At 39.8% G+C, this 25,734-nt stretch carries 29 protein-coding genes; 22 read left to right on the top strand and 7 right to left on the bottom strand.

All coding sequences use genetic code 11. The features are described 5' to 3' along the window. Positions 1-11 precede the first annotated feature (11 nt). The 9 genes from folD to ychF all read left to right on the top strand — a co-directional run bounded on the left by folD (position 12) and on the right by ychF (position 7,999). Positions 12-860 (top strand): bifunctional methylenetetrahydrofolate dehydrogenase/methenyltetrahydrofolate cyclohydrolase FolD, encoded by an 849-nt coding sequence (gene folD / locus JG735_RS03865; protein WP_201335514.1) that lies wholly within the window; start codon positions 12-14, stop codon positions 858-860. Then, positions 857-1,702 carry a signal peptidase I gene (gene lepB / locus JG735_RS03860; RefSeq protein ID WP_201335513.1) on the top strand — a complete coding sequence of 282 codons (846 nt, stop codon included), beginning with the start codon at positions 857-859 and terminating at the stop codon, positions 1,700-1,702. The genes folD and lepB overlap by 4 nt, the downstream gene beginning before the upstream one ends. Then, positions 1,689-2,384: a site-2 protease family protein gene (locus JG735_RS03855; RefSeq protein ID WP_201335512.1), complete on the top strand. Its 696-nt coding sequence runs from the start codon at positions 1,689-1,691 to the stop codon at positions 2,382-2,384. Before lepB ends, JG735_RS03855 begins: the two co-directional genes overlap by 14 nt. A 1-nt stretch (position 2,385) precedes the next feature. Then, positions 2,386-2,826, top strand: coding sequence for a ribose 5-phosphate isomerase B (rpiB, locus tag JG735_RS03850; protein WP_201335511.1), 441 nt, complete (start codon positions 2,386-2,388; stop codon positions 2,824-2,826). Between the two features lie 84 nt (positions 2,827-2,910). Further along, the gene (locus JG735_RS03845) at positions 2,911-3,459 is read left to right on the top strand and encodes an adenine phosphoribosyltransferase (RefSeq protein WP_201335510.1); all 549 of its coding nucleotides are present in this window, start codon (positions 2,911-2,913) and stop codon (positions 3,457-3,459) included. Continuing rightward, complete coding sequence (trpB, locus tag JG735_RS03840) at positions 3,459-4,658, top strand: tryptophan synthase subunit beta (RefSeq protein WP_201335509.1); 1,200 nt, start codon at positions 3,459-3,461, stop codon at positions 4,656-4,658. The genes JG735_RS03845 and trpB overlap by 1 nt, the downstream gene beginning before the upstream one ends. 7 nt (positions 4,659-4,665) lie before the next feature. Beyond that, the gene (locus JG735_RS03835; RefSeq protein ID WP_201335508.1) at positions 4,666-5,361 is read left to right on the top strand and encodes a DedA family protein; all 696 of its coding nucleotides are present in this window, start codon (positions 4,666-4,668) and stop codon (positions 5,359-5,361) included. Further along, complete coding sequence (locus tag JG735_RS03830; RefSeq protein WP_201335507.1) at positions 5,358-6,836, top strand: leucyl aminopeptidase; 1,479 nt, start codon at positions 5,358-5,360, stop codon at positions 6,834-6,836. Before JG735_RS03835 ends, JG735_RS03830 begins: the two co-directional genes overlap by 4 nt. 65 nt (positions 6,837-6,901) lie before the next feature. Next, positions 6,902-7,999, top strand: coding sequence for a redox-regulated ATPase YchF (ychF, locus tag JG735_RS03825; protein ID WP_201335506.1), 1,098 nt, complete (start codon positions 6,902-6,904; stop codon positions 7,997-7,999). Here the strand turns inward: ychF and trmA are convergent. Continuing rightward, entirely contained in the window at positions 7,989-9,071 is a 1,083-nt protein-coding gene (gene trmA / locus JG735_RS03820) for a tRNA (uridine(54)-C5)-methyltransferase TrmA (protein WP_201335505.1), read from the bottom strand. The genes ychF and trmA overlap by 11 nt on opposite strands. A 61-nt stretch (positions 9,072-9,132) precedes the next feature. Here trmA and JG735_RS03815 point away from each other — a divergent pair, with 61 nt between their 5' ends. The 7 genes from JG735_RS03815 to JG735_RS03785 are packed head-to-tail and all read left to right on the top strand — an operon-like array spanning position 9,133 to position 15,392. Beyond that, the gene (locus tag JG735_RS03815; RefSeq protein ID WP_201335504.1) at positions 9,133-10,188 is read left to right on the top strand and encodes a quinone-dependent dihydroorotate dehydrogenase; all 1,056 of its coding nucleotides are present in this window, start codon (positions 9,133-9,135) and stop codon (positions 10,186-10,188) included. Further along, positions 10,185-11,483 (top strand): pitrilysin family protein, encoded by a 1,299-nt coding sequence (locus JG735_RS03810; protein ID WP_201335503.1) that lies wholly within the window; start codon positions 10,185-10,187, stop codon positions 11,481-11,483. Before JG735_RS03815 ends, JG735_RS03810 begins: the two co-directional genes overlap by 4 nt. Continuing rightward, positions 11,480-12,370: a 4-hydroxy-tetrahydrodipicolinate synthase gene (gene dapA, locus JG735_RS03805; RefSeq protein WP_370583459.1), complete on the top strand. Its 891-nt coding sequence runs from the start codon at positions 11,480-11,482 to the stop codon at positions 12,368-12,370. The genes JG735_RS03810 and dapA overlap by 4 nt, the downstream gene beginning before the upstream one ends. Next, complete coding sequence (locus JG735_RS03800; RefSeq protein ID WP_201335501.1) at positions 12,367-13,131, top strand: enoyl-ACP reductase; 765 nt, start codon at positions 12,367-12,369, stop codon at positions 13,129-13,131. Before dapA ends, JG735_RS03800 begins: the two co-directional genes overlap by 4 nt. Further along, a complete protein-coding gene (gene pgsA / locus JG735_RS03795) occupies positions 13,131-13,658 on the top strand; it encodes a CDP-diacylglycerol--glycerol-3-phosphate 3-phosphatidyltransferase (protein ID WP_201335500.1) in 528 nt (175 codons plus the stop codon). Before JG735_RS03800 ends, pgsA begins: the two co-directional genes overlap by 1 nt. After that, a complete protein-coding gene (rseP, locus tag JG735_RS03790; protein ID WP_201335499.1) occupies positions 13,658-14,722 on the top strand; it encodes an RIP metalloprotease RseP in 1,065 nt (354 codons plus the stop codon). Before pgsA ends, rseP begins: the two co-directional genes overlap by 1 nt. Further along, complete coding sequence (locus tag JG735_RS03785) at positions 14,715-15,392, top strand: YggS family pyridoxal phosphate-dependent enzyme (RefSeq protein WP_201335498.1); 678 nt, start codon at positions 14,715-14,717, stop codon at positions 15,390-15,392. The genes rseP and JG735_RS03785 overlap by 8 nt, the downstream gene beginning before the upstream one ends. Here the strand turns inward: JG735_RS03785 and JG735_RS03780 are convergent. The 4 genes from JG735_RS03780 to JG735_RS03765 are packed head-to-tail and all read right to left on the bottom strand — an operon-like array spanning position 15,385 to position 18,982. Continuing rightward, positions 15,385-16,836, bottom strand: a complete 1,452-nt coding sequence (locus tag JG735_RS03780; RefSeq protein ID WP_201335497.1) for a diguanylate cyclase domain-containing protein — start codon at positions 16,834-16,836, stop codon at positions 15,385-15,387. The two genes, JG735_RS03785 and JG735_RS03780, sit on opposite strands and share 8 nt — an antisense overlap. Positions 16,837-16,844: 8 nt before the next feature. After that, positions 16,845-17,072, bottom strand: a complete 228-nt coding sequence (locus JG735_RS03775; protein ID WP_201335496.1) for a hypothetical protein — start codon at positions 17,070-17,072, stop codon at positions 16,845-16,847. Beyond that, positions 17,073-18,155 carry a tRNA pseudouridine(13) synthase TruD gene (truD, locus tag JG735_RS03770; protein ID WP_201335495.1) on the bottom strand — a complete coding sequence of 361 codons (1,083 nt, stop codon included), beginning with the start codon at positions 18,153-18,155 and terminating at the stop codon, positions 17,073-17,075. An 8-nt stretch (positions 18,156-18,163) separates the two neighbouring features. Further along, entirely contained in the window at positions 18,164-18,982 is an 819-nt protein-coding gene (locus JG735_RS03765) for a thiamine-phosphate kinase (RefSeq protein WP_201335494.1), read from the bottom strand. 139 nt (positions 18,983-19,121) lie between these two features. Between JG735_RS03765 and sdhA the strand changes: the two genes are divergently transcribed. From sdhA to JG735_RS03750, 3 genes are read left to right on the top strand one after another with little or no spacing between them, the layout of a single operon-like run. Next, complete coding sequence (gene sdhA, locus JG735_RS03760) at positions 19,122-20,837, top strand: succinate dehydrogenase flavoprotein subunit (protein WP_201335493.1); 1,716 nt, start codon at positions 19,122-19,124, stop codon at positions 20,835-20,837. Between the two features lie 12 nt (positions 20,838-20,849). After that, positions 20,850-21,806, top strand: coding sequence for a succinate dehydrogenase/fumarate reductase iron-sulfur subunit (locus JG735_RS03755; RefSeq protein WP_201335492.1), 957 nt, complete (start codon positions 20,850-20,852; stop codon positions 21,804-21,806). A 10-nt stretch (positions 21,807-21,816) separates the two neighbouring features. Beyond that, the gene (locus tag JG735_RS03750) at positions 21,817-22,695 is read left to right on the top strand and encodes a CoB--CoM heterodisulfide reductase iron-sulfur subunit B family protein (protein WP_201335491.1); all 879 of its coding nucleotides are present in this window, start codon (positions 21,817-21,819) and stop codon (positions 22,693-22,695) included. 12 nt (positions 22,696-22,707) lie between these two features. Here JG735_RS03750 and JG735_RS03745 read toward each other — a convergent pair whose 3' ends face one another. Further along, a complete protein-coding gene (locus tag JG735_RS03745) occupies positions 22,708-22,989 on the bottom strand; it encodes a hypothetical protein (protein WP_201335490.1) in 282 nt (93 codons plus the stop codon). 110 nt (positions 22,990-23,099) lie between these two features. Between JG735_RS03745 and JG735_RS03740 the strand changes: the two genes are divergently transcribed. The 3 genes from JG735_RS03740 (at position 23,100) to JG735_RS03730 (ending at position 25,379) form a co-directional block, all read left to right on the top strand. After that, positions 23,100-23,483 (top strand): class II SORL domain-containing protein, encoded by a 384-nt coding sequence (locus tag JG735_RS03740; RefSeq protein ID WP_201335489.1) that lies wholly within the window; start codon positions 23,100-23,102, stop codon positions 23,481-23,483. Positions 23,484-23,607: 124 nt separating this feature from the next. Continuing rightward, positions 23,608-24,195: a uracil-DNA glycosylase family protein gene (locus JG735_RS03735; protein WP_201335721.1), complete on the top strand. Its 588-nt coding sequence runs from the start codon at positions 23,608-23,610 to the stop codon at positions 24,193-24,195. After that, positions 24,192-25,379 carry a hypothetical protein gene (locus JG735_RS03730; RefSeq protein WP_201335488.1) on the top strand — a complete coding sequence of 396 codons (1,188 nt, stop codon included), beginning with the start codon at positions 24,192-24,194 and terminating at the stop codon, positions 25,377-25,379. Before JG735_RS03735 ends, JG735_RS03730 begins: the two co-directional genes overlap by 4 nt. On the opposite strand, the gene JG735_RS03725 is transcribed toward JG735_RS03730, so the two are convergent. After that, on the bottom strand, positions 25,339-25,704 hold the full coding sequence (locus tag JG735_RS03725) for a YbgC/FadM family acyl-CoA thioesterase (protein WP_201335487.1): 366 nt from the start codon (positions 25,702-25,704) through the stop codon (positions 25,339-25,341). The two genes, JG735_RS03730 and JG735_RS03725, sit on opposite strands and share 41 nt — an antisense overlap. Positions 25,705-25,734 lie beyond the last annotated feature (30 nt).

Genomic DNA, 25,734 nt, shown 5'->3' with positions numbered 1-25,734 from the left:
AGAGGCGTTTTATGCAGATTCTAGACGGAAAGAAGCTCTCCCAAAAGATCAAAGAATCAATCAAAAAAGAGGTTGAAGAGCTAAAAAAAGAGCAAGATATTATTCCGGGACTCGCTGTGATCCTTGTAGGAGATGACCCAGCCAGCCACACCTATGTCAAAATGAAAGCACGAGCCTGCAAAGATGTAGGAATCTACTCCATCGTTCATGAAATGCCAGAGTCTATCAGCCAAAGAGAAATCGAAGAGACAATCTTGATGATGAATAAAAATCCAAACATCGATGGCATATTGGTTCAACTGCCATTACCAAAACATATCGACACAACCAAGATTTTGGAACTTATAGATCCGGCGAAAGATGTAGACGGATTTCATCCATACAATTTTGGTCGACTTATGCAAGGTCTCGATACATTCGCACCATGTACACCACTTGGTGTCATGGAGCTTTTGGATGAATACGGCATCGATGTCAAAGGGATGAATGCCTGTGTGGTTGGTGCGAGCAATATCGTTGGAAAACCGATGGCTGCACTTCTTCTCAATCGCTTTGCCACAGTAGATATCTGTCATATATATACCAAAGAGTTGGCTGAACATACAAAAAAAGCCGATCTCATTGCAGTAGGTGTTGGAAAACCGAATCTCATTACAGCAGATATGGTCAAAGAGGGTGCAATCGTCATCGATATTGGTATCAATAAAGTCGAGGACAAGATTGTCGGAGATGTGGATTTCGAAAATGTCAGCAAAAAAGCTTCCTACATCACTCCCGTTCCTGGCGGCGTTGGCCCTATGACTATTGCTATGCTACTGAAAAATACAATCAAAGCCGCCAAACAAAGGAAACGCACTTGAAAGAGAAACTCAAAAAGTTCTATCACTGGTCCAATACCTGGACCGGAACGATTGTTATCGTTCTTCTTGTCATCTTCTTTATAGCCCAGGCATTTGTGATTCCAAGCGGAAGTATGAAAAATACACTTCTTATTGGTGATCATCTTTTTGTAAAAAAATTTGCCTATGGAATCCCTACTCCCCATATTCCATGGCTTGAAATCCCGGTACTTCCCGATTTAGATGGAGACGGACACCTTATCGAAGGCCCAAAACCGAAACGAGGAGACATCGTCATTTTCCGTTATCCTGTCAATCCAAAAATCCACTATGTGAAACGCTGTGTGGCCCTGGGAGGAGATGAGATTCTTTTTCAAAATAAACGCCTTTTAATCCATTTTCGTGAAGGGGATGATTGGATACAAAAGCACTATCCAAAAAATAAAATTGTCTCGATTTCCGGAAAGCTTTGGGTTATCAATCCGTATATGGACAAACATCCAGGTATTCACTATGACCCGAAAGTAGATACTTTTAGAAATATGCTTTTATACTATATGAACAAATCTTTAGCGATGGAGCCGGTTATTGTTGAAGGTCTTCCACCATACGATCCACAAATTGATGTAAATGCCTTTTACTTTAAAGTACCAAAAGGTCAGTTTTTTATGATGGGAGACAATCGTGACCATTCCAATGATAGCCGATTTTGGGGACCGGTTCCTTATAAGCTTATCGTAGGCAAACCATGGTTTATTTACTGGAGCTGGGATGAAAACTATGTCCCACGATGGGAAAGAATCGGTAAAACGGTTTCACAGATAGAAGAGGCTATGAGGGAAAAAACGCGTGGAAACCATTAAAATCCTCAATATTATTGCTATGGTCTTGGCGTTGATGGTTTCTGTCATAGGACACGAGATTATGCATGGGCTTGTAGCATATAAATTTGGCGATCCAACGGCTAAACTTGCCGGAAGACTCAGTATCAATCCAATCGTCCATATCGATCCGGTAGGGACTATAATAGTTCCAGCCCTTTTATACATAGCAAACGCCGGTTTTATCTTCGGATGGGCAAAGCCTGTACCGGTAAATATGCAGATTGTTTTAAGAAACGCAAAAGAGTTTGGTGCCATTGCAGTGAGCCTGGCCGGAGTAACATACAACTTCATCCTTGCCATCATCAGTGCCATACTCCTTGCATGGCTCGGAAAACCGGATGGCTTATTTGAGACGTTTTTCTTTCTGTTTTTGGCCCAAAGTGTTTTGATCAATATCGTTCTGGGTGTCTTCAATCTTTGGCCTATTCCGCCACTGGATGGAGCGAATGCAGTGATGTATTTGGCACGATGGCTTAGACTTGATGCCATTGTCAAATTCTATCAATATCTTTTCCCTTACGGGATGATTCTTTTGATTGTGATTTTAGCAACACCATTGAGTCAATTTTTCTTTTTACCTGTCTATTATCTTTTAATCGCATTGAGTAAATTGACGGGAATCGATTTTATTCATCTACTTAGTTTACTTGAAAGGATTTAAGATGAAAGTATATATCGGATGTGACCATGCAGGTTTTGCTATCAAAGGGTTGGTGATCGAGCTTTTGCAAAAAAGAGGGTACGAAGTAGAAGATCTTGGAACCTATAGCAGCGAACGAGTGGACTATCCAGACTATGCCGAAAAAGTAGCAAGAGCAGTAGCTGCGGATAAAGCAAGCTGGGGTGTACTCATTTGCGGTACGGGGATCGGCATGAGTATCGCTGCAAATAAAATAAAAGGAATCCGAGCAGCTGAAGTACACGACTACTACACCGCACAAATGGCTCGTGCACACAATGATGCCAACATCGTGTGTTTTGGCGAACGTGTTGTAGGCCCAGGAGTTGTAGAATCCATTCTTGATGCATGGTGCAATACAGAGTTTGAGGGTGGACGACACGAAAACAGAGTCAAAAAAATTATGGCTTTGGAAGAAAAATGAGTATAGAAATCGCGGGATACTTCTTTTTTGCACTACTCATGGTGATTTTAATCGGTATCAAAGTAATACTCTTTGGAGGAAAAGATGAAAAATCTGACAGATGAAATAAAACAGTTTTTACTCTCTAGCATACGAGACGTTCCCGATTTTCCAAAACCCGGTATCGTTTTTAAAGATATAACTACGCTGCTTAACAATGCACCTGCATTTACGATGCTCATGGATCATTTGGAAGATCGCTACAAAGAGAAAAATATTGAATTTGTTGCCGGAATTGAAAGTCGGGGTTTTATTTTTGGTGCTGCCCTTGCTACAAGACTCGGTATAGGATTTATTCCTGTCCGGAAAAAAGGGAAACTCCCCTATACCACAATCAGTGAAAAGTACGCCCTCGAATATGGTGTGGATGAGATCGAGATCCACATAGACGCTTTTCGAGGTGAAGGCAAAAGAGTACTGCTTATTGACGATCTCATAGCCACTGGCGGCACAGCGGAGGCTGCTGCCAAACTTATCCAAAAAACGGGACAAGAACTCGTTGAAGCCTGTTTTATCATCAATCTTAAATTTTTAAATGGTGAAGAGAAACTCAAAAAGTTAACAAATATTTATAGTGTATTGGAGATTGAATAATGTATATTCCAAAGCCAAGCAGATTTGACCCGGATGAATTTGGACATTTTGGTATTCATGGAGGACGCTATGTCCCAGAAACCTTAATGCCTATACTTTTGGAACTGGAAGAAGAGTATAAAAAAATACGATTTGACGAAGAGTTTTGGAAAGAGGCAAGATACTATCTTGAAAATTATGTGGGCCGGCCCAGTCCACTCTACTATGCACAAAATATCTCAAAAGAGCTTGGAGCCACTATCTATCTCAAGCGAGAAGATCTTAACCATACAGGAGCTCACAAGATCAATAACACCATTTTACAAGGACTTGTCGCCAAAAAACTTGGCAAGAAAAAGGTCATTGCAGAAACAGGTGCAGGCCAACACGGTGTTGCTACCGCCACAATGGCGGCACTTTTTGGGCTTGAGTGTGAAATTTTCATGGGTGAAAAGGATGTCAAAAGACAAGAGCTTAATGTCTTTCGCATGAAATTGCTTGGAGCAAAAGTTCATTCAGTAAAAAATGGCTCAAGAACGCTCAAAGATGCGATGAATGAAGCTATCAGACATTGGGTAACCAATGCACGAGATACCTTCTATGTCATTGGTACAGTCGCTGGACCTCATCCATACCCAATGATGGTTCGAGATTTCCAAGGAATCATCGGATATGAAGCAAAAGCGCAAATATTAGCAGCTGAAAAACGGCTACCTGATTACGTGATTGCTTGTATAGGGGGTGGAAGCAACGCCATGGGGATTTTCAATGCTTTTTTAGATGAAGAAGAAACCCAGTGCATCGGCATCGAAGCAGGGGGTCTCGGACTTGACACCGATAAGCATGGAGCAAGCCTTGCAAAAGGAAGTCCCGGCGTTTTACATGGCCAGATGAGCTATGTATTGCAAGATGAAGAGGGCCAGATCCTGGAAGCCCATTCTATCAGTGCAGGTCTTGACTACCCAGGGATTGGACCAGAACACTCCTTTTTGAAAGATGAAGGAGTTGTCAAGTATGATGCTATTACCGATCAAGAAGCACTTCATGCATTTGTGTGGCTCAGTCAACAAGAAGGGATTATTCCAGCGTTTGAAAGTTCTCATGCAGTGGCGTATCTTAAAAAGATGGGTAATATCCAAAATTCTCTTATCATCGTCAACCTCTCGGGTCGAGGTGACAAGGATATGATTCAAGCCAAATCACTACTTCATTTTGATTAGGGAAACAATGAAACAGTTTTTTGTAAAAAATAGAGATTGGCTCATTCAAGCCCTTTTGGGCTTTGTTTTTTTGTTTATAGCCTATCTTGGATATCAGCTTTTTCAAGCCCCGGGTCACAATCTCGAAGAGAAATTTGTCTATTTACTGAAAGAGTATGGATATATTATTCTTTTTGTTTGGTCTATTTTTGAAGGTGAAACCGGTCTTGTCATGGCTGGCGTTTTGAGTCATACCGGAGATATGAATCTGTGGCTTTCCATATTAATAGCAGGACTTGGAGGATTTGTAGGAGATCAGATCTATTTTTACATCGGACGATTCAATAAGCATTACATTCATAATCTCATGCACAAACAGCGCCGCAAATTTGCCCTTGCTCATCTCCTTTTGAAAAAGTATGGCTGGCCAGTCATCTTTATTCAGCGATACCTGTATGGAATGAGGACAATAATCCCTATGGCAATAGGTCTGACACGATATAGCGCTAAAAAATTTGCGATTATCAATTTCATCAGTGCCCAAATCTGGGCGGCAATGACTATCATTCCAGCCTATATTTTTGGTGAAGAGATACTACAAATTGTCAAATGGGCAAAAGAGCATTGGTACTATGCCTTACCATTTGCTTTGATTATTGGAGGTAGCATCTATTACTATTTCCATACAGTCACAGAGAAAAAATTGAAGGAGAGAAAAGCATGAAATGCGAAATAGTTGATAAAAAAATGTCCCAAATAGAGGCAGATATCGAGATCATATTTGTGATCGATAAAAATCTTGATCACAAATGGATTAAAGACAAAGCAGAACTGGAACTTTTGGGTTTTAAAGGTGACAGCGAAGAGGTTGCATTTTTACCGGAAAAAAGAAAAATCTACGTAGGAAGCAAACTCGATCACGATGAGATACGCATAGCAGCTGCCAAGGCGGTCAAAACCCTTAAAGGCAAAGATTTTAAAACGGCAAAAGCCGGCGTCTATATCCAAAACTGCCCTATTACAAACATCAAAGCCTTTGTTGAAGGCGCCATTTTGGGAGATTATGAATTCAAGAAGTACAAAAGCAAAAAAGATTCCAAAGGTTTGGAAAAGATCATCCTTGCAAACGAAGAATATAGCGATAAAAACTTTACCCTTGAAAAAGCAAAGGAAAGTATCCACGAAGCTAAAATCGTAGCAAAAGCGACCAATATGGTCCGTGATATCGTCAATACACCACCAAATGAAATCTATCCAGAAACTTTCGCTGAGCTTGCAAAAGAGGTTGCCCATAGCAACGACCTCGAAATCAAGATTTTGGATGAAAAAGATTTGAAAAAAGAGGGAATGAACGCCTTTTTAGCAGTCGCAAGAGCAAGTAGCAATCCTCCAAGACTTGTACATCTCACGTACAAACCGGACAATGCAAAAGCAAAAGTAGCCATCGTTGGAAAAGGTTTGACATACGATAGCGGAGGACTCAGTTTAAAGCCAAGTGATTATATGGTAACAATGAAAGCCGATAAAAGCGGTGCAAGCGCAGCACTTGGTATCATCAAAGCAGCCAAAAAACTAGGACTTCCTGTAGAAGTGCATGCCATTTTGGGACTTGCAGAAAATATGGTTGGAGGAAACGCCTATAAACCGGATGATGTACTTGTAACTAAAAACGGAAAAACGATTGAAGTAAGAAATACAGATGCCGAAGGACGACTCGTTTTGGCAGATTGTCTATGTTACGCCCAAGAAAAGATTGAACCAGACTACATCATCGATATGGCTACCCTAACTGGTGCATGTGTTGTCGCTCTTGGGGAATACACCACAGGTGTTATGGGACACAATGATACATTGATAGAATCAATGATTGGTGCTGCAAAAAGTAGTGGTGAACTCGCTGGCATCTTGCCGTTCAATCGATACTTGCCAAAACTTCTTGAATCCAAAATCGCAGATATCTGCAATATCAGCACATCTAGATATGGTGGTGCTATCACTGCAGCGCTCTTTTTGAGTGAATTTATCGAAGAAAAAAACAAAGATAAATGGCTCCATCTTGATATTGCCGGTCCAGCGTATGTGGAAAAGGAGTGGGGATACAATCCGTATGGCGCCAGTGGTGCAGGCGTTCGAATGGTCATTAAATGGTTACAAAAAGAGTTTGTCTATAAAGATCTGAAAAAACATCCTTCAAAATAACTTTCGGACCTTTGGTCCGATTGTGCTATAATTCCACAAATTTTAAACTTCTCTTAAGGAAAATCATGGGACTAAGTGTCGGTATCGTAGGACTTCCAAATGTAGGAAAATCAACAACATTCAATGCGCTGACAAAAGCACAAAACGCAGAAGCACAAAACTATCCATTCTGTACCATTGAACCAAACAAAGCAGTTGTTCCCGTTCCTGATCCAAGGCTCGAAGAGCTTGCAAAAATTGTCAATCCTCAAAGAATCCAGCACTCTACGATCGATTTTGTGGATATTGCTGGACTTGTTAAGGGAGCAAGCAAAGGGGAAGGCTTAGGGAACCAGTTTTTAAGTAATATCCGTGAAACGGATATGATTTTACATATGGTCAGATGTTTTGAGGATGGAAACATTACCCATGTCGAAGGTAGCGTTGATCCGATCCGAGATATAGAAATCATCGAGACAGAACTGATATTTGCTGATTTGCAGCAATTAGAAAAGAAGATCGAAAGACTCAAAAAACAGGCAAAAGCAGACAAAAAAATAGCTCCAATTTTGGAAGTTGCCGAAGAACTCAAAAAACATCTTGAAGAGCTTAAACCTGTTCGGACATTTGCAAACAAAAATGAGGCGTTTGAAACACTCAACAAAGAACTACGGTTTTTGAGTGCAAAGCCGGTCATTTTTGGTGCAAATGTGGATGAAGAGGGAATGCTTGAAGACAACGAATATGTCCAAACAGTCAAAAAGTATGCAAGCGAAGTGGGTGCCGATGTGATTAAGCTTTGTGCAAAACTGGAAGAAGAATTGGTAGGCTTGAGCGATGAAGAGGCAAAAGAGCTTTTGAATGAAATGGGAGTAGAAGAGTCGGGTCTTGATAAAATCATCCGAACCGCATTTAATAGACTAGGGCTCATCAGTTACTTTACAGCAGGTGTCAAAGAGGTTCGAAGCTGGACCATCCACAAAGGATGGACTGCCCCTCAAGCAGCCGGTGTGATTCATGGCGATTTTGAAAAAGGATTTATTCGAGCTGAAGTGATCAGCTATGAAGATTTCATCAAATACGGCGGCGAGCAAGGAGCCAAAGAGGCTGGGAAAATGAGACTCGAAGGAAAAGAGTACATCGTCCAAGATGGCGATGTGATGCATTTTCGATTTAACGTCTAAGATATACTCCGCTCTCCAAATGCGGAGTATAAGGAAATTGATCAAAAACCGCCATTTTTTGGATCGTATGTGTTTTTGAAAGTTCCTCCAAATCTCTGTGGAGTGTTTGTGGATTGCAAGAGATATATACAATATTATCAAACTCTTTTACAAGTTCTCTTGTATCAACGTCTAGACCACATCTTGGCGGATCAACAAACACCGTTTTAAAGTTGTACGATTTTAAATCAATCTCTTTAAGCCTTCGAAATTCCCTTACCCCTCGTAATGCCTGAGTCATTTCTTGACTGCTAAGTCGTACAAACTCTACATTTTCTATTTTATTGAGCATTGCATTCTCTTTTGCAGCCTTGATAGAGGATTTGCTCACCTCTGTCGCAAGTACTTTTTCAAAATAGCGTGAAAGCGGCAATGTAAAATTACCTGCTCCACAATACAACTCCAACAAATCACCCTGCAAATCTTTTGCGATGCTTCCAGCCCACTCGATCATTTGTATGTTCACATATGGATTTGGCTGTGTAAAGCTTCCTTCATAGTGACGATACAAAAACTCTTTTTCAAAAACAGGAAGTTTTTTGGTGATATACTCTTTTCCTATAACGATTTTTTTCCCTCTGCTTCTACCGATGATATCTATATTCAATTCTTTAGCAATCTCACTGGCAACATTTTTCCATGCCTCATCAATGGGTCTATGATATACCATGGTCACCAAAGATTCGCCACTCAAACCACTTAAAAAATCGACTCTATATAGTTTTTTACTTAATATCTCGTTCAGCTTGATTTTTTCTCTTAGGTTTGGCATCAGCTCATAAATAGAGTTAAGCACCATTTCACAAGCTTCTATGGTCACTAAGCCCTTTTCATAGAGTCTATGCATAGCATACTCCCCATCGATAATCCGAAATTCTGCACGGGCTCTGTAGTGACTCTGTTTTGAAGGGAAAATTTCAGGCTCTAATCCAAAAAGTTTTTCAAATTCATCTACTTTTTTTTGCAACTGCCCTTCGTATCCGCCTTCATACAAAGAGCAGCTTCCACATATCCCAAAATACTTACACTCCATTGCCTTCCTTTCGAAAAATAGCGCTTTATTGTATAATAAATTCCAAAAAATCGGGAGTATAATGGATTACGAAAGTATCAAAAAAATCCTTTTTCGATTCGACCCTGAAACGGCTCATCATATAGCAGAAACAGCATTTGAACTCGCTTCATTTTTCCCGTTTATCCTAAACAGATTGCAAGAAACATATTTGATCAAAGACCCTATACTTACCCAAGAACTTTTTGGAAAAAGTTTTTACAATCCTTTGGGGATTGCTGCAGGGTTTGACAAAAACGCCACAATGGCAAAAACGCTCCATGCCCTTGGATTTGGGTATGTGGAAGTTGGCACCGTCACACCAAAACCGCAAAGCGGCAATCCAAAACCAAGGCTCTTTCGTTATGTCAAACAAGAAGCCATCCAAAATGCTATGGGGTTTAATAACGACGGAGCCGAAGTAATCAAGGATAGAATTGAAAGAATATCCCCTGCCCCCTTTCCTATCGGTGTCAATATCGGCAAAAACAAAACAACACCCGAAGAAAATGCCCTTGATGATTATAAGTTTTTAATTACAACATTTCACACTTTGGCAGACTATCTCGTCATCAACATCTCTAGTCCAAATACACTGGGCCTTCGGGACTTGCAAAACGAATCCTTCATCAAAGAGCTTTTTTCCATGGCAAAAGAGCTTACCGATACTCCAATCTTGCTTAAAATTGCACCCGATATGAGCGAAGATCAGGCCGTATCTCTTTGTAGCAGCGCTGTTGAAGCAGGAGCAGCAGGGATAATCGCAACAAATACCTCCATCGATTACTCCCTTTTGCGAGGTGCAAAAGATTTTGGCGGAATCAGCGGAAAAGTGATCAAAGAGAAAAGTTTTGCTATTTTTAAAGCGGTTGCAAAGGAGCTTTTCGGTAAAACAGTTCTTATCAGTGTTGGAGGCATCGACAGTGCAGAAGAAGCCTACCGAAGAATACGACATGGAGCCACACTTTTGCAAATTTACACATCCTTTATCTACGGAGGACCGGGATTGGTAAAAAGTATCAACGAGGGGCTCATTGAGTATCTGAAAAAAGATGGTTTTACACACATCTCTGAAGCAATAGGAATCGATATACGATGAAAAAAATTCTTGTTCTATTTTTGATCATTGGAGGATTGATGGCAAGCAGTTTACCCAAATATTATGAAACGACACTCAAAAACGGCCTCAAAGTAGTGGCTATTCCTATGAAAAAGGGAAGCGGTGTTATCACCACTGATATCTTTTATAAAGTTGGCAGTAGAAACGAAGTGATGGGAAAAAGCGGGATCGCCCATATGCTTGAACACCTTAATTTCAAATCCACCAAACACCTAAAAGCCGGTGAGTTTGATGAGATCGTCAAAAGCTTTGGTGGAGTGGATAACGCTTCCACCGGATTTGACTACACCCACTACTTTATCAAAAGTGCAAAAGAGCACCTGGACAAATCTCTTTGGCTTTTTAGCGAACTTATGGAAAATCTGAAACTTGATGAAAAAGAGTTTTTGACTGAGCGCGAAGTTGTAGCAGAAGAGCGAAGGTGGCGAACAGACAACAATCCCACAGGATATCTCTATTTTAGACTTTTCAACAATACATACATTTACCACCCTTACCACTGGACGCCGATTGGATTTATGAAAGATATCCAAAACTGGAGCATTGAAGATATAAGAGCGTTTCATAAAAGATACTATCAGCCAAAAAACGCCATCATAATCGTCGCTGGGGACATCAATAAAGATGAAGTTTTTGCTTTGGCAAAAAAACATTTTGAACACATAAAAAACTGTTGCGATATTCCAAAGGTCCATCAGGTCGAGCCACCTCAAGATGGGCCCAAAAGGGTTTATATCCAGCGAGATGTTCAAACCCAGATGATTGCCATCGCTTTTCATATTCCAAACTTTGAAGACAAAGAACAGGTGGCATTAAGTGCCATAAGCGAGCTTTTAAGCAGCGGCAAAAGTAGTAGGCTCTATAAAAAATTGGTAGATGAAAAAAAGATGGTCAATCAAATATACGGCTACAATATGGAAAATAAAGATCCAGGTATTTTTCTCTTTTTGGCTGTAGCAAATCCAGGAGTTACGGCTGAACAGATTGAAAAAGAGATATGGCGCGAAATTGAAAAAATTAAAAAAGGCAATATCAAAAAAAGCGAACTGGACAAAATCAAAATTAATACAAAAGCCGATTTTATCTTTTCACTGGAAAATTCTAGCAATGTGGCAGACCTTTTCGGTGCCTATTTTGCCAGAGGCAATATCGAACCGTTACTGCATTACGAAGAGAATATCGACAAATTGAAAACCCAAGATTTGAGTGATGTAGCTAAAAAATATTTCATAAAGAAAAACTCGACTACCGTGATTATGAGAAAGGAAGATTGATGGAAAAAGTAAAAGGAGCGATGACCGCACTCATCACCCCGTTTCGCAATGGACAATTGGATGAAGAGACATATGCAAGACTCATCCAAAGGCAGATCGACAATGCAATCGATGCAGTGGTGCCGGTAGGTACGACCGGAGAGAGCGCAACTCTCAGCCATGCTGAGCATAAACGATGTATTGAAATAGCTGTTGAAGTGTGCAAAGGAACATCCACAAAAGTGATGGCAGGTGCTGGAAGCAATGCAACCCATGAAGCGATCGATCTGGCCCAGTTTGCACAGAAGGCTGGAGCGGATGCCATTTTGAGTGTCAGCCCCTACTATAACAAACCCACCCAAGAAGGTCTGTATCAGCATTACAAAGCATTAGCCGAATCGGTAGACATCCCGGTACTTTTATACAATGTTCCAGGTAGAACGGGAGTCGACATTCAGCCTGAAACGGTTTTTCGCCTTTTTGATGATGTGGACAACATTTATGGCGTAAAAGAAGCAACTGGATCGATTGAGCGATGTGTCGAACTTCTTGCAAAACGGTCGGAACTCTATGTCATCAGCGGCGATGATGCAATCAACTACCCTATCATAGCAAACGGCGGAATGGGAGTCATTTCCGTAACAGCGAACCTTTTACCGGATAAAATCGCAATGCTTGTGCATGCAGGACTCGCTGGACAGTTTGATACGGCAAAAATGGTCAACGACGAACTTTTTGATATCAATAAGGCCCTCTTTTGTGAATCCAACCCTATTCCTATCAAAGCGGCAATGTACATAGCAGGTCTCATCGATACCCTTGAATACCGTTTGCCACTTGTGGAACCGAGCAAAGAGCATATGAGACTTATCGAAAAAACATTAGCAAAATATGAGGTCGTATCATGAGCAAAACACTTGTCATCAGCGGGGGAACACGAGGAATCGGACGAGCTATTGTTGAGAGATTTGCAAAAGAAGGAGTCAATGTCGCCTTTACCTATAACTCCAATGAAGAGCTTGCAAACACATTGGCAAAAGAGATAAGTGACAAATATGGCATCAAGGCAAAAGCGTACCCCCTCAATATTTTAGAACCAAACGAATATAAAGAGTTATTCAAAAAAATCGACGAAGATTTTGAAAGAGTCGATTTTTTTATATCCAACGCCATCATTTCTGGTCGACCTGTCGTCGGCGGTTTTGGACCCTTTATGCGCCTCAAACCAAAAGGACTGAACAATATCTATACTGCAACTGTTTTGGCCTTTGTTGTAGGCGCGCAAGAAGCTGCAAAAAGAATGGAAAAAGTTGGTGGTGGAGTGATAATCTCAATGAGTTCAACCGGAAACCTCGTCTATACTCCAAACTACGCCGGTCATGGCAGCAGTAAAGCAGCAGTCGAAACCATGGTCAAATATGCGGCCCATGAACTTGGTGAGAAAAATATCCGTGTCAATGCAGTCAGTGGCGGTCCAATAGACACGGATGCCTTAAGAGCTTTCCCAAACTATGAAGAGGTAAAAGCGGAAACTGTGGCAAGAAGTCCGCTTAAACGCATGGGAAGACCGGAAGATCTCGCAGGTGCTTGCTGGTTTTTGTGCACAGATGATGCCAGCTGGATTACGGGGCAAACAATCGTAGTGGATGGAGGAACAAGTTTCAGCTGATGAATATCCCAAATATTTTAGCTTTTATACGATTATGCATAGCACCACTGATGTTTATGCTCCTTGTCAATAGAGATCTGTCCCTTTTTGCACACATCCATCCCTCATGGCTTGACTTCTGGGCCGCTTTTTTATTTGTTTTAGCAAGTATTACAGACTTTTTTGATGGATATATCGCCCGAAGCTTCAACCAGATCACTGAACTTGGAAAAATTCTTGATCCTTTAGCTGACAAAATGCTCACATTGGCCGGTTTTTTGGGATTGATGGTTCTTGACAGAGCTGATCCCTGGGCAGTCTATCTCATCTTGACAAGAGAGTTTTTCATTACAGGTCTTCGGGTCTCGGCTGCAGGAAGCGGAAAAGAGATTGCAGCATCCTTTTTGGGAAAAATAAAAACGATCATGCAGATGATCGCTATTGGATTTTTGATCATGAACTGGCCAGGAGGCGTACTCCTACTTTGGCTTGCAGTCATCATCACGCTTTATAGCGGATATGAATATATCAAGGAGTATTTACAATAATGGGTTTTTTAGTCAGTTTACTCGTCTTATCATTTCTCATCTTTTTTCATGAACTGGGTCACTTTTTAGCAGCTAGATTTTTTGGTGTAGCAGTAGAGCGATTTAGCATCGGTTTTGGACCAGTGCTAGCTAAAAAGTGGTGCTGTGGTACCGAGTGGGCAATCAGCGCCATTCCTTTGGGTGGATATGTCAAGATGAAAGGGCAAGACGATACCGATCCAACAGCCAAAAGCAGCGATCCGGATAGCTATACTATGAAAAAACCGTGGCAAAGAATCATCATCCTCTTCGCTGGCCCTTTTGCAAACTTTTTTCTTGCTTTCTTACTCTATCTCTATATCGCATTAAGCGGATATGATGTGCTAGCGCCAAAAGTGGGTCAAGTCCTGCCAGACTCTCCAGCATCCAAAGCACATCTGCAAAAGGGAGATATGATCCTCGCCATCAATGGACAAAAGATTAAAACATGGGAAGATTTAAGTAGCATCATCGCTCATTCTCATTCGCCACTCAAACTCCTTATTGATCGTAATGGCAAAAAAGAGATTGTCATTTTACAGCCCAAAATCATGAAAACAAAAAATATTTTTGGCGAAGAGGTACAGCGCCCAATGATTGGCATCGCACCGGCAAATGCCTATATAAAAGTACACTACTCTTTTTTTGAAGCGATACAAGTGGCCTATGATAAAACGATAGAAGCTGGTAAATTCATTCTTTTGGGTATAGAGAAGATGATCGAAGGGGTTGTCTCGCCAAAAGAGATCGGTGGGGTACTCACCATTATGGATGTAACAGCAAAAGCGAGTCAGGCAGGTTTAGTAGCGCTTCTGAGTTTTACAGCATTGATCTCAGTAAACCTTGGCATTTTAAATCTTTTACCAATTCCGGCTCTTGATGGTGGTCATATTATGATCAATCTGTATGAAATGATCACAAAACATGCACCAAGTGAAGAGATGCTTTATAAAATCACACTTGCTGGATGGATTTTTCTTATCGGACTTATGGGACTTGGCTTATATAACGATATCAATAGATTATTAGGAGTGTACAGTGGATAGATATAGACTCAGAGACAATTTCGATGAAATCGTACAACGAGTTGAAAAAGCGAGAATGGAGCGAAGCGAACACCATATCGTCCAAATTGTGGCTGTTACAAAATATGTAGGAACTGAGGAGATTGAAGCACTGTATGAACTTGGACAAAGAGCCTTTGGAGAAAGCCGAGTCCAAGATCTTAAAACCAAATCTGAGGCTCTAAGCGATCTTCCGATCGAGTGGCACTTTATCGGAAGACTGCAAAAAAACAAAATCAACCACCTCATTGATCTCAATCCTTGGCTTATGCAATCCCTTGATAGCCTTGAACTGGCACTAGAAATAGACAAACGGCTTGAGAAAAAAGGCAAAACAATGGATTGTTTGTTACAGATCAATAGCGCAAAAGAAGAAAGCAAAGCCGGTGTATTACCAGAAGTTGCGTATGATGAGTATTTAAAAATCATTGAGGAGACAAAACACCTCAACCTTTGTGGTGTAATGACCATAGGAGCCCACACTGATGATACTACATTGATCCAAAAAAGCTTTGAGACAACTTATAAAATCTTTGAATCTTTGAAACCTCATGGAGCCCAGATCTGCTCTATGGGAATGAGCAATGATTTTGAACTGGCGATTCGGTGTGGATCCAATATGGTGCGTATCGGTTCGCTTTTTTTTAAATAACTTCTACTCTGTTCCTTCCTCTCTTTTTGGCACTATATAGGGCTTCATCTGCCCTTTTGATACACTCTTCAATATGTGTCGGGTCTTCACATACTGTCACTCCGAAACTGCAACTTACCGGAAGATCTTTGGATATATTTTCGATTGCTTGTCTCATTTTTTCGGCCCTGTTTTTTACATCTTCCAAACCAATGTTTGGCAAGACCATCAAAAACTCCTCTCCTCCCCATCTTGCTAAAAGATCATCTTTTCGAATAAATCTGGAAAGTGTTTTGGCTACTTTTTGTAATATTTCATCCCCTTTATCGTGTCCATAGGTATCATTGATTCTTTTGAAAAAGTCTATATCGCAATAGATAATTCCATATTTTTGTTTTTGATCCAAACTTTTAATAAAGTATTTGTACGCTCTTCTATTCGCGATTTTTGTTAATGGGTCTTTAAGAGCGGCTTTTTCAAGAGCAAGCATATTATTTCGAATCTGTTTCAAATAAAGAAGTAGCATAATCGAAATAAATGTTAGCAGCAATAGACTTATCAATGCATATTTCACAAATAGATAGAAGTGTTTCAATAAATATTTGCTTGGATGTAAAATTATAAAATCGCCTACATATCTTCCCACACAATTTTGTATAGGCAATGTTATAACAACATATTTATGCTTTATTGCAAAAGCATTGGATTTTTGTATGTCATATTTTGCGATAACTTCATCAAGAATCTTTTTCTCTTCGGGAGTTAATCTGTTTTTTTCAAAACTGACTTTATCCCAATAGTACTTACTGTTTGGGATACTAAGGTAGTTTCGTTTTTCATCACTAAAAAGTTTTTTATCTACGACATCTTTTTTTAAAACAAGACCATAAAAAGCATTAGGAAAATAGTGCTGCATCAATCTCGCTATGGCATAGGGAGAAAAAGATATTTCAACACTTCCTATATAACGGTTTTTATAAAAAATAGGATAAATATTTCGAAATCCGTTAAAGATTCTTCCTTCTTCAAAACAGTGAACGGCTTTTTTCGTTTGTATGACTAGTTCTATTCCTGAGCGCACACCCTTCAAAGAGTCTCCATATTTTTTTGGTCTGTGGAAACGAAGAAAACTTTGCATATTCGGCAAGTGAAAATGGAGTTGTCGTAAACCCAACTGTTTCAGATCGGCATAATCATCTTTCAATAATTCATACAGTCTCTTTCTGTCACGACGAGCAAAAACACGTTTAATTTCAGATTGATTGATACGCTCTTTGAAAAGGACATCAGATAAAACGATCAAACTCTCTTTTACAACAAAAAACAGTTTGCTCTCATCTTGTAATGTTTTTTGTAGATAAAGTTCTTGTTCACTATTGTAGTCATTATAAATGATATACAAAACTACAAATGAAGAAATCGTAAAAAAAATAAAAGAGATAAAAAACTCTTTTGCATAGCCCATAGATTTACCTATTTTGGACAGCTTGGCGGTTCCGTATCACAAACACCCCCACAATATCTAGCCTCCATCTCATCTAAGGCTTTGCGCATCTCTGTTAAAATGAGTTTTGCAGCGATATCCTCATCAAGCTCCGGGATATCCCATCCATATCGCTTCATCCATTTTTCAAATACTTCCTTCGTATCTTCATGAATCTCTTCAGCATACTTGCACTCTTCTTTAAATTCCGCTCGCATTCATTCTCCTTTTATTTTTCTATGAGCAATCTCTTCTAGCAATACTGTAGCATAACTCCCTTTGGGTAAAAAGAAGCTTAGTTCGTACCATGCGTTTTTTTCCTTGTATACCCCATGCAACTCTTGTGGAAATATCCAGGCATATCTTCTGTCACCAAATTCACTAATTCTTTCATCATCGTAATCTTTTTCTATATCACGGGCCAAACCATCACATCGCTTTGTTTTCACGCCTGGCAAAAGACCTGTTGGAGCGATCGTTTTTGCGAAGAAACGCTCACTCTCTTCTTTTACATCTTCTACACCAAAAATTTTTCCCTTGGGATAATGCATGGCAATATCACCCGGGAAAAGCTTGAAAAACGGTTTTTGACACTGTAACTCTTTAATGATAGATTGTGGTAAATCGAGTATCTGACTAAGCTCGTTTTGCGTAAAGCAGTTCAGAAGTTTGCTGAGTTCTATTCGTTTGCTCAACCAAAGATTGAAAAGATGGCTCTGATAGGCATTGATCAAAAGTCTTTTAAGCGTTTTGTTTCTCTCTTTTCGTTTCCCTTCAACGATCTCTTTGCCAAGTTGCCAATTGTCGCCGTCGATGCCAAATCGTTGATATCCGAAAAAATTGGGCATTCCCTCTTCTTCCAAGATTGCAATAACTTGATCAATCTTTTTTGCATCGACCGGTTTGACCTTTTTTAAACGTATAAAAAATTTGTTCCCTTTGAGATGACCCCTTCGAATCTTGTTTTTATGGTACGTCATTTCAATGATCTTGATCTGCGGATGACTCAATTTTTTCAAAGCCTCTTCGTACTTTTTATGCAAGGAGATATACTGATATGTCAAAGCATTTTTATCTTTGAGTCCAGCGTAGCCAATATCGCGTATTTTTACCCCTACCTGCTCGCTTAGGGTCTGGAGCATCTGCCACGTAGTCATATTTTTCTTTCGAATTTTCAATACAAGATGCTCTCCCTCATCGCTGAATGGATATAGTGGTATCTCTTCTACCACAAAAGTCTCAGGTGATTGTTTGAAATAAAAGTCGATTGGAGAGTGATCCAAAAAAAATAATCTATCCATACATTTCCTTAAAAATGGTTTGGTTTACATATATTTTTATAGGGTTTTCGTATAGCCTTTGCAAAAACAGTGACTGGGGTTCTTGTAATTTTTGAGATTTGCAATATCTTTTTTAAATCTCTTTTATCAAAAGCAAACAGAAGTTCATACTCTTCACCACTGCACCCGACACTTCTAGGAATCTTTTTGAAAAAACGAACACCTTTCTTATTTAATCTGCACATTTTAGCCAGGTCATCAAAAAGCCCATCGCTGATATCCATGGCCGTTTTGATATGTCGTGATGCTTTTTTCATAAACTCTCTACGCAGTCTTGGCCGGATAAATTTTGACCTTTTAGAAACTTTTCCGCCTCGTAGGAGTTTTTTTAGATCTTTTCTAACACTTCCAAGCTTACCAGTATATGCAAGAAGATAAGTCTCTTTGAGCGGTTTTCGAAATATAGGCCGCTTCGTCTCAGAAATGAGTGAAAGATGAAAGTCAAGCCGATCAGAAGCAATGGTATCTCCTCCAATAATTTCGATACCGAACTCCCTTGCAGCCTTTTTTAGCCCTCTTGCTATCATCTCCATTTCAAATGGGGAAATATGTTTAGGTAAAACCACAGAGACCAGCATCTGCCTTGGCTCGGCATTCATAGCAATGGCATCGGAGATATTGACCAGCATCGCTTTGTAAGCGATCTGCTCAAAACTCATCCACTCTCTTTTAAAATGGACATTTTCACAAAAGGCATCGGCACTGTAGACCTTGCCACCAATGTAAGCCCCATCGTCTCCGATATATTTATTATTAAATAAACTTATATAAAAAATTTCTTTATTCACCCTAATTACCCCCGCTTTTATGATAACAATTGTAACAAAAAAGGCCTTAACGGATGGGTTATAGGAATATTTATCCATTTTTATTTTATGAAATGCTATAATCTGAAAAATTTTGACTCCAATTAAAGGACACGCTGATATGGAAATACCTATTGTCACTACCGACGTTGTAATCGTAGGCTCGGGACTCGCCGGATGTGCGGCAGCCAGAGAGATCAAAAAGAGCGGAAAAGATGTCATTGTGCTCACAAAACTTCACCCACTGCGAAGCCACTCCGGTGCAGCACAAGGTGGAGTCAATGCAGCACTCAGCGATGACGATGATGTAGAACTGCATATGTTTGATACTGTCAAGGGAAGCGACTATCTAGCCGATCAAGATGCAGTGGAGCTGATGTGTTCAAAAGCCCCTGAAACGATTCGGTGGATTGAGCATATGGGTGCGGCTTTCAGTCGAAGAGAAGATGGCCGTATAGCCCAACGACCCTTTGGCGGACAGAGTAAACCAAGGGCGTGTTTTGCGAAAGACAGAACCGGTTTGACACTTTTACAAACCATTTACGAGCAAGCACATAGAGAGGGAGTAGCTTTTTGGGATGAGTGGTATGTAGCAGATATTTTGTACAAAGACGGAAAAGCTTATGGCGTTGTCGCATTTAATCTAAGAGATCTAAAACCCACCATCTTCAATGCAAAAGCCGTTATGTTTGCTACAGGTGGTTACGCAAGAGCTTTTAAAATCAACTCTAACGCCCACGCCAACACGGGAGATGGCCTCAGTATCTTTGCACGGCATGGCCTTCCGCTTGAAGATATGGAGTTTGTACAGTTTCACCCATCGGGCCTTGCAGGAAGTGGTATTTTGATCTCTGAAGCGGCTCGCGGTGAGGGAGGACGCCTTTACAACTCATTGGGTGAACGGTTTATGGAAAAATATGCACCTGAGAAGATGGAGCTTGCACCTCGTGATGTTGTTGCACGTGCTATTATGAACGAAATTCGAGAAGGTCGAGGTGTAGGGCCGGACAAAATGGCAGTTTATCTTGATCTCACCCATCTTGGCGAAGCCAAAATTATGGAAAGACTTCCAGAACTTCGGGATCTTGCCATTACATTCCTCGGTCAAGACATGGTAAAAGAACCTATTATGATCACTGTAACTGCACACTACTCTATGGGTGGAATTCCGGTAGATATCAATGGCCATGTGAAACAGAGTCCAGATAAACTCACAGAAGGACTGTATGCTGCCGGTGAGTGTGCTTGTGTGAGTGTACATGGTGCAAACAGACTTGGTGCAAATTCACTTCTTGAAGCTCTTTTCTTTGGTAGACATGTGGGACAAAGTATCGTAAATGATCTTGAAAAAGGGATCGATTTTCAACCGGCTGCCGGCTCAGAAGCCAACACGATGCTCGAAGAGATCGATTTTATCATGACAAACAACGGTACAGAAAAAACAGCAAAGCTTCGACAAGAACTACAAGACACAATGTTTGAAAACTGTGGGGTCTTTAGAACGGAAGAATCACTCAAAAAACAAAAAGAGATTTTAAAAGAGCTCAGAAACAGATTTAAAAATATCAGAATCGATGACAAATCAAAAACTTTCAACACAGACTTGCAAGAAGCGATAGAGCTAGGACATATGCTCGATTATGCGAGCTTCATCGTTGAAGGAGCAATTGCAAGAAAAGAGTCAAGAGGTGCGCACTACCGAGAAGACTATCCAAATAGAGACGATGAAAACTTTCTCAAACATACATATGCCTATATGGATGAAGAGGGAAATATCTCTTTAGAATATGGTGACGTAGTACTAGGCAAATTTGAACCGCAAGAAAGAAAATATTGATAGGGGCTAGAGATGAAAGTGACATTTAAAGTATTTCGATTCAACGCTGAAACTGATTATCTGCCTCATTATGACACTATTGAGATGGATGTAAAAGAGGACGAGGTTGTTCTAGATATCCTTAACAGAATAAAATGGGAACATGACGGAAGTTTTAGCTATCGTAGAAGCTGCCGTCACGGGATTTGTGGAAGCTGTGCAGTTAAAGTAAACGGCAGAAGCACCCTCGCCTGTAAAGAACGAATGGTTGATATGATCGAGCTTTTTGGAAATGAACTGATAATTGAGCCTGTCAGCAAAAAGCGAGCCGTAAAAGATATGGTTGTCGATAAAGCCGACTTTTGGAAGAAATACGAAACCGTCAAACCTTGGCTTGAAGCCGAAATTGACGAACATCCAAGTATGGAAAATATCATTCCACCTGAAGAAGCGGAAAAACTGGAAGAAGCGGATTATTGTATCCAGTGTGGCTGCTGCTACTACGCCTGTCCTGTTGTAGAAGTGAACGAAGACTATCTTGGACCAGCCGCTTTTGAAAAGGCGTACCGATTTACCGCAGATGTCAGAGACCATGCAAAGAAAGAGAGACTCGAAATTGTCGATATTCTTGGACAAGGGGTCTGGGACTGCGTGAAATGTTATGAGTGTGCCGAAGCGTGTCCGAAAGAGATCGATCCTATCGGAAAAATCACAAAACTCCATAACCAGATATTTGAAGAGGGTGTAGCAAAAAGCAATGTTGCTACAAGACATGCCGTAGGCTTTAAGCGATCTATCAAAAAACATGGTATTTTGGATGAAGGAGATCTCGTACTTTACAGTGAAGGTTTTGGTGTAGTCAAACATATGCACGAAGCATTTGAGATGTTTAAAAAAGGAAAAATTGTTCTTCCTTGGAATATGCCAAAATCCAAAAATCTTGATGAGATTCAAAAACTTATCAAAAGTTCCTCAACGGTAAAATTTTAAAGGATGGTCCATGAGTAAGCTACGATATGCACTTTATACAGGCTGTACAGCGAGAGAAAGTACACCAGAACTGCTTAAATCCACATTGGCGGTTGCAAAAAAACTCGATATTGAATTGGTTTTACTGGATGAAGCGAGCTGCTGTGGTGCAAGCCATTTGCAAGATTTTGACGATTTTTTGAGTCTCGTTCTCAATGCCAGAAACATATGCTATGCGGAAAAACGTGGTCTTGACATGGTTACAATCTGTAATACATGTCAGCTCAACACAGCAATGACAAAGCATAGACTCGACTCAAATCCTGAGCTTAAAGCAAAAGTAAACGAAAAACTTGAAGAGGTAGGTCTTGTTTATAAAGGGACTAGCAATGTACGACATTTTCTCTATGCCCTTATAGAAGATTATGGCCTCGATAACTTAAGAGACAAAGTTGTAAAACCATTGAGCGAACTTAACATTGCGCCATTTTACGGATGTCACAATATACGGCCTAGTGAACTCCATCACCATTTCAACAGAACAAAAGAGAACCCATATAATCCTACTTCATTGGAAGAGCTTATCGAAGCTCTAGAAGGAAACTCAGTAGATTACTGGCATAAAAACAAATGCTGTGGCTTCCATGTTGACTTGCAAGCACCAAAAACATCCAATATTCTGACCGGTAACGCACTGGCCGATGCATATGACAACAATGCTGATGTGATGGTCACACCATGTCCTCTTTGTCATCTCAATTTGGATGTAAAACAAAAGGCTGCAACAAAAGCAGTAGGAAGGGAACTCAAACTTCCTGTTCTTCATCTTCCTCAACTTATCGGACTCGCTCTTGGATGTACGCCTGAAGAGCTAGGCCTTAAACACCATGTCACAGAAGTTCCAGCCTAAGCTGGGGACTTCTTACAATTTTTGTTTCGTTGGAAAAATCGTACATTTAAACGCCTTGGCAATAAGTTCCAGTACAGTAATGATAATAACAGATCCCGGCAGTAACGATATAGGAAACAAAAAAAGAATTTTTAATATATCCACAAACTGCTTATTTGCTTCCCGTCTCAATTTTTCATTGTCTCTTTGCGTAAGATAGATCTCAACCATCCGTCTTGTCTCACGATACTCTCGTATGAGAAGAAGGAGAAATTTTCGCCATTTTCTTGTAATATATCTGAGTGCTTTTTTCATAACACTATTTTATCCAATTCTTGATATCAAATAAATAAGAGATATTTTATCCTATTTTAATTTTTTTCATGTACAATATAGAATGAAAAAATCAAAAAAAGGAGGCAACTATGCCAACAATTAACAGATATGTAGATATCAGCGAAATCGATAGAGAAGCAAAAAAAGATTATATCGACCGACACTCTCCATTTGTCATCTGTGACAGCAGTGCAAAAAAAGGAGAAAAATTCAAAGTTAAAGTACGAGTCGGAAACGAGTACACACACCCAGATGATTTTGATCATTACATTGCATATGTTCAACTTTGGGATGGAGAAAGACTTCTCGGACAAGCAACATTCACACCAGGAACACTTGCAAACGAAAAAAGCCAAGTAGAAGTTGATTTTTACATCATTCCAACAAAAAAACTCAAACTTACTGCAATGAGCTACTGTACAAAACATGGCCTTTGGGAATCTACTCCAGTAGAAGTAGAAGTTACTGAATAATCCTTGGGGCTTTTGCCCCTTTAACCTAATTTTAACTCCTCCGCTTGTATAATCTTGTATGCACTATAAACAACTTAAAATTCTTTACACTCTATATCAAAATCAATGGCTAGGCAGTGAATATATGAATCCTATCGATTTAGAAACGAATGCACCTCTTACTCTACCCAACGATCTGGAAGCTCTTCGTGCGATAGTTTTGGAATGCCACTTGTGTGATTTAAGCAAAACACGAAAAAATGTGGTTTTTGGAGAAGGGAATCCTCATGCAAAACTGATGTTTATCGGGGAAGGTCCTGGAGCTACAGAAGATGAAACAGGCAGACCTTTTGTGGGTAGAGCGGGACAGCTCTTAACAAAAATGATTGAAAATGTTTTGGAAATTCCAAGAAGTGAAGTATATATTGCAAACATAGTCAAGTGCCGGCCACCAAACAACAGAGTTCCCACACCTCAAGAAGCTCAGACATGCATTCCTTATCTATTCAAACAGATAGAGATTATCGATCCTGAAATTCTTGTTGCCCTTGGCACCACAAGCTATCGTTGGCTCACAGGAGACAATACGCCTATTTCCAAGGTACGAGGCCAAATCATATCCTTTCGGGGGAAAAAACTTATTCCAACATTTCATCCAAGTTATCTTTTGCGCAATCCATCTAAGAAAAAAGAGGCTTATGAGGACCTATTAAAGATCAAAGAGATGCTATGAAAAAAATCATTGCATTAATGCTCTTAACACTCTCTCTTTTTGCATCCGGCAAGTTCCTTTCCCCTCTCCCATTGCCCAAAACATATTTTATCGATCTGGATATCAATAGGTGTGACGACTACTGTTTGCAAAGCCTGCTCAACAATGGAGAGATATTCTCTTTTTTAGCAAAAGCAAAAGAGAGCAACGATCCAGATATTCAAAAAGAGTACAAAAAATATGCTTTGTTATTCCATATGTCCCAAAAAAGAAGTATAGGTGCATACAACATCCTTATCGCCCTACAAAAGAGATTGGCACCTTTCGGAAACAGTATCAATAAATCGCTCTTAGCCTATTTTTTGAAAAATGGCTTCGATTTTGATGTTACAACAAAGCTTTTTCAAAATAGCGATACACTGATTACATATATTAATGAAACAAATACCTCTTACGATCTTATCATAGTTCCATTACCGTATGCACAAAAAGATATTATCGCTAGATTGCAAACCAATACACCAATTTTTATCCCAACAATTCATAGATCCATGGTAGAGTCAGAAAATGAAAATATCTTTTTTGGCGGTCCGGACTATTATACTCAACTGGATACTCTCTTATCATTTATTGATGAAAATTTGTCTATATTTTATTTGGACAAATCTCCCCTTTCAAAAGAACTCACTGATTTTGCTATTTTATATGCATCCGTAAACAGTAAGCTCTATCCAATCGATGAAAAGATCCAAAATATGAAGCAGATCTTGTATGAGAACGAGGATTTGAATGAAAGTTCTGTTCTTTTTAATACACCACTTGTGAAAACCGCACTAGCACTTTCACAAATGACCTACTATGACATCGAACCAAAAATAAAGATTTCAACACAGATCAATTATAACCCTAGACTCTTTTCCCTTACGCAACCAAAGGATAGAGAAAATTTATATATTGCAATCTCTTTTGCCCCAATACAGCCAACATTGGAAGCATACAATGCTCTTATTGATAGCAACATCAATTATGACTGGTTAGGCTATGCATGTTTTGCTGGCATAGAAGCTCTAACCAATACACAAGAAGGCATGAAAAGCGATTTTCAGATTTTAGACAACCAGATCCTCTATCCAATTCGCATACTCCAAACAACAAAGTATCGTTTTATCGATCAAACGCTTCAAGAAAATAACTTGGAATTTTAGAAGGTTTGAGACCTTTCATGCAGACAAGTTCAATCTCCATTGCAAAAACTATATCTTCTTCTTTATACACATTCTGCAGCAGTTTTATTCTTGCACCCTTTGTCTGTAATAGCTTAGTCTTTACTTTCAAAAGATCACCAAAAAAAGCAGGTTTGAGATAAGAAGCTCTCAGTTCTTTGACAACAAAATGGTACTCTTCGTATACAGGACTTTTTTTCTTTTCAAAAAAGAGCTCACTCCTCGCCCTCTCACAAAAATTGAGATATTTGGAGTGATAGACTATACCACCTATATCCACATCTTCGTAATAGACTCTTATTTTCACTCTTTTATCCCCTTGAATACGATATTTTAA

Source organism: Nitratiruptor sp. YY08-10 (genome assembly GCF_016629565.1).
Lineage (GTDB): Bacteria > Campylobacterota > Campylobacteria > Campylobacterales > Nitratiruptoraceae > Nitratiruptor.
Note: the sequence above shows the minus strand (reverse complement) of the source record. Positions and strands in the feature narration are given on the sequence as shown.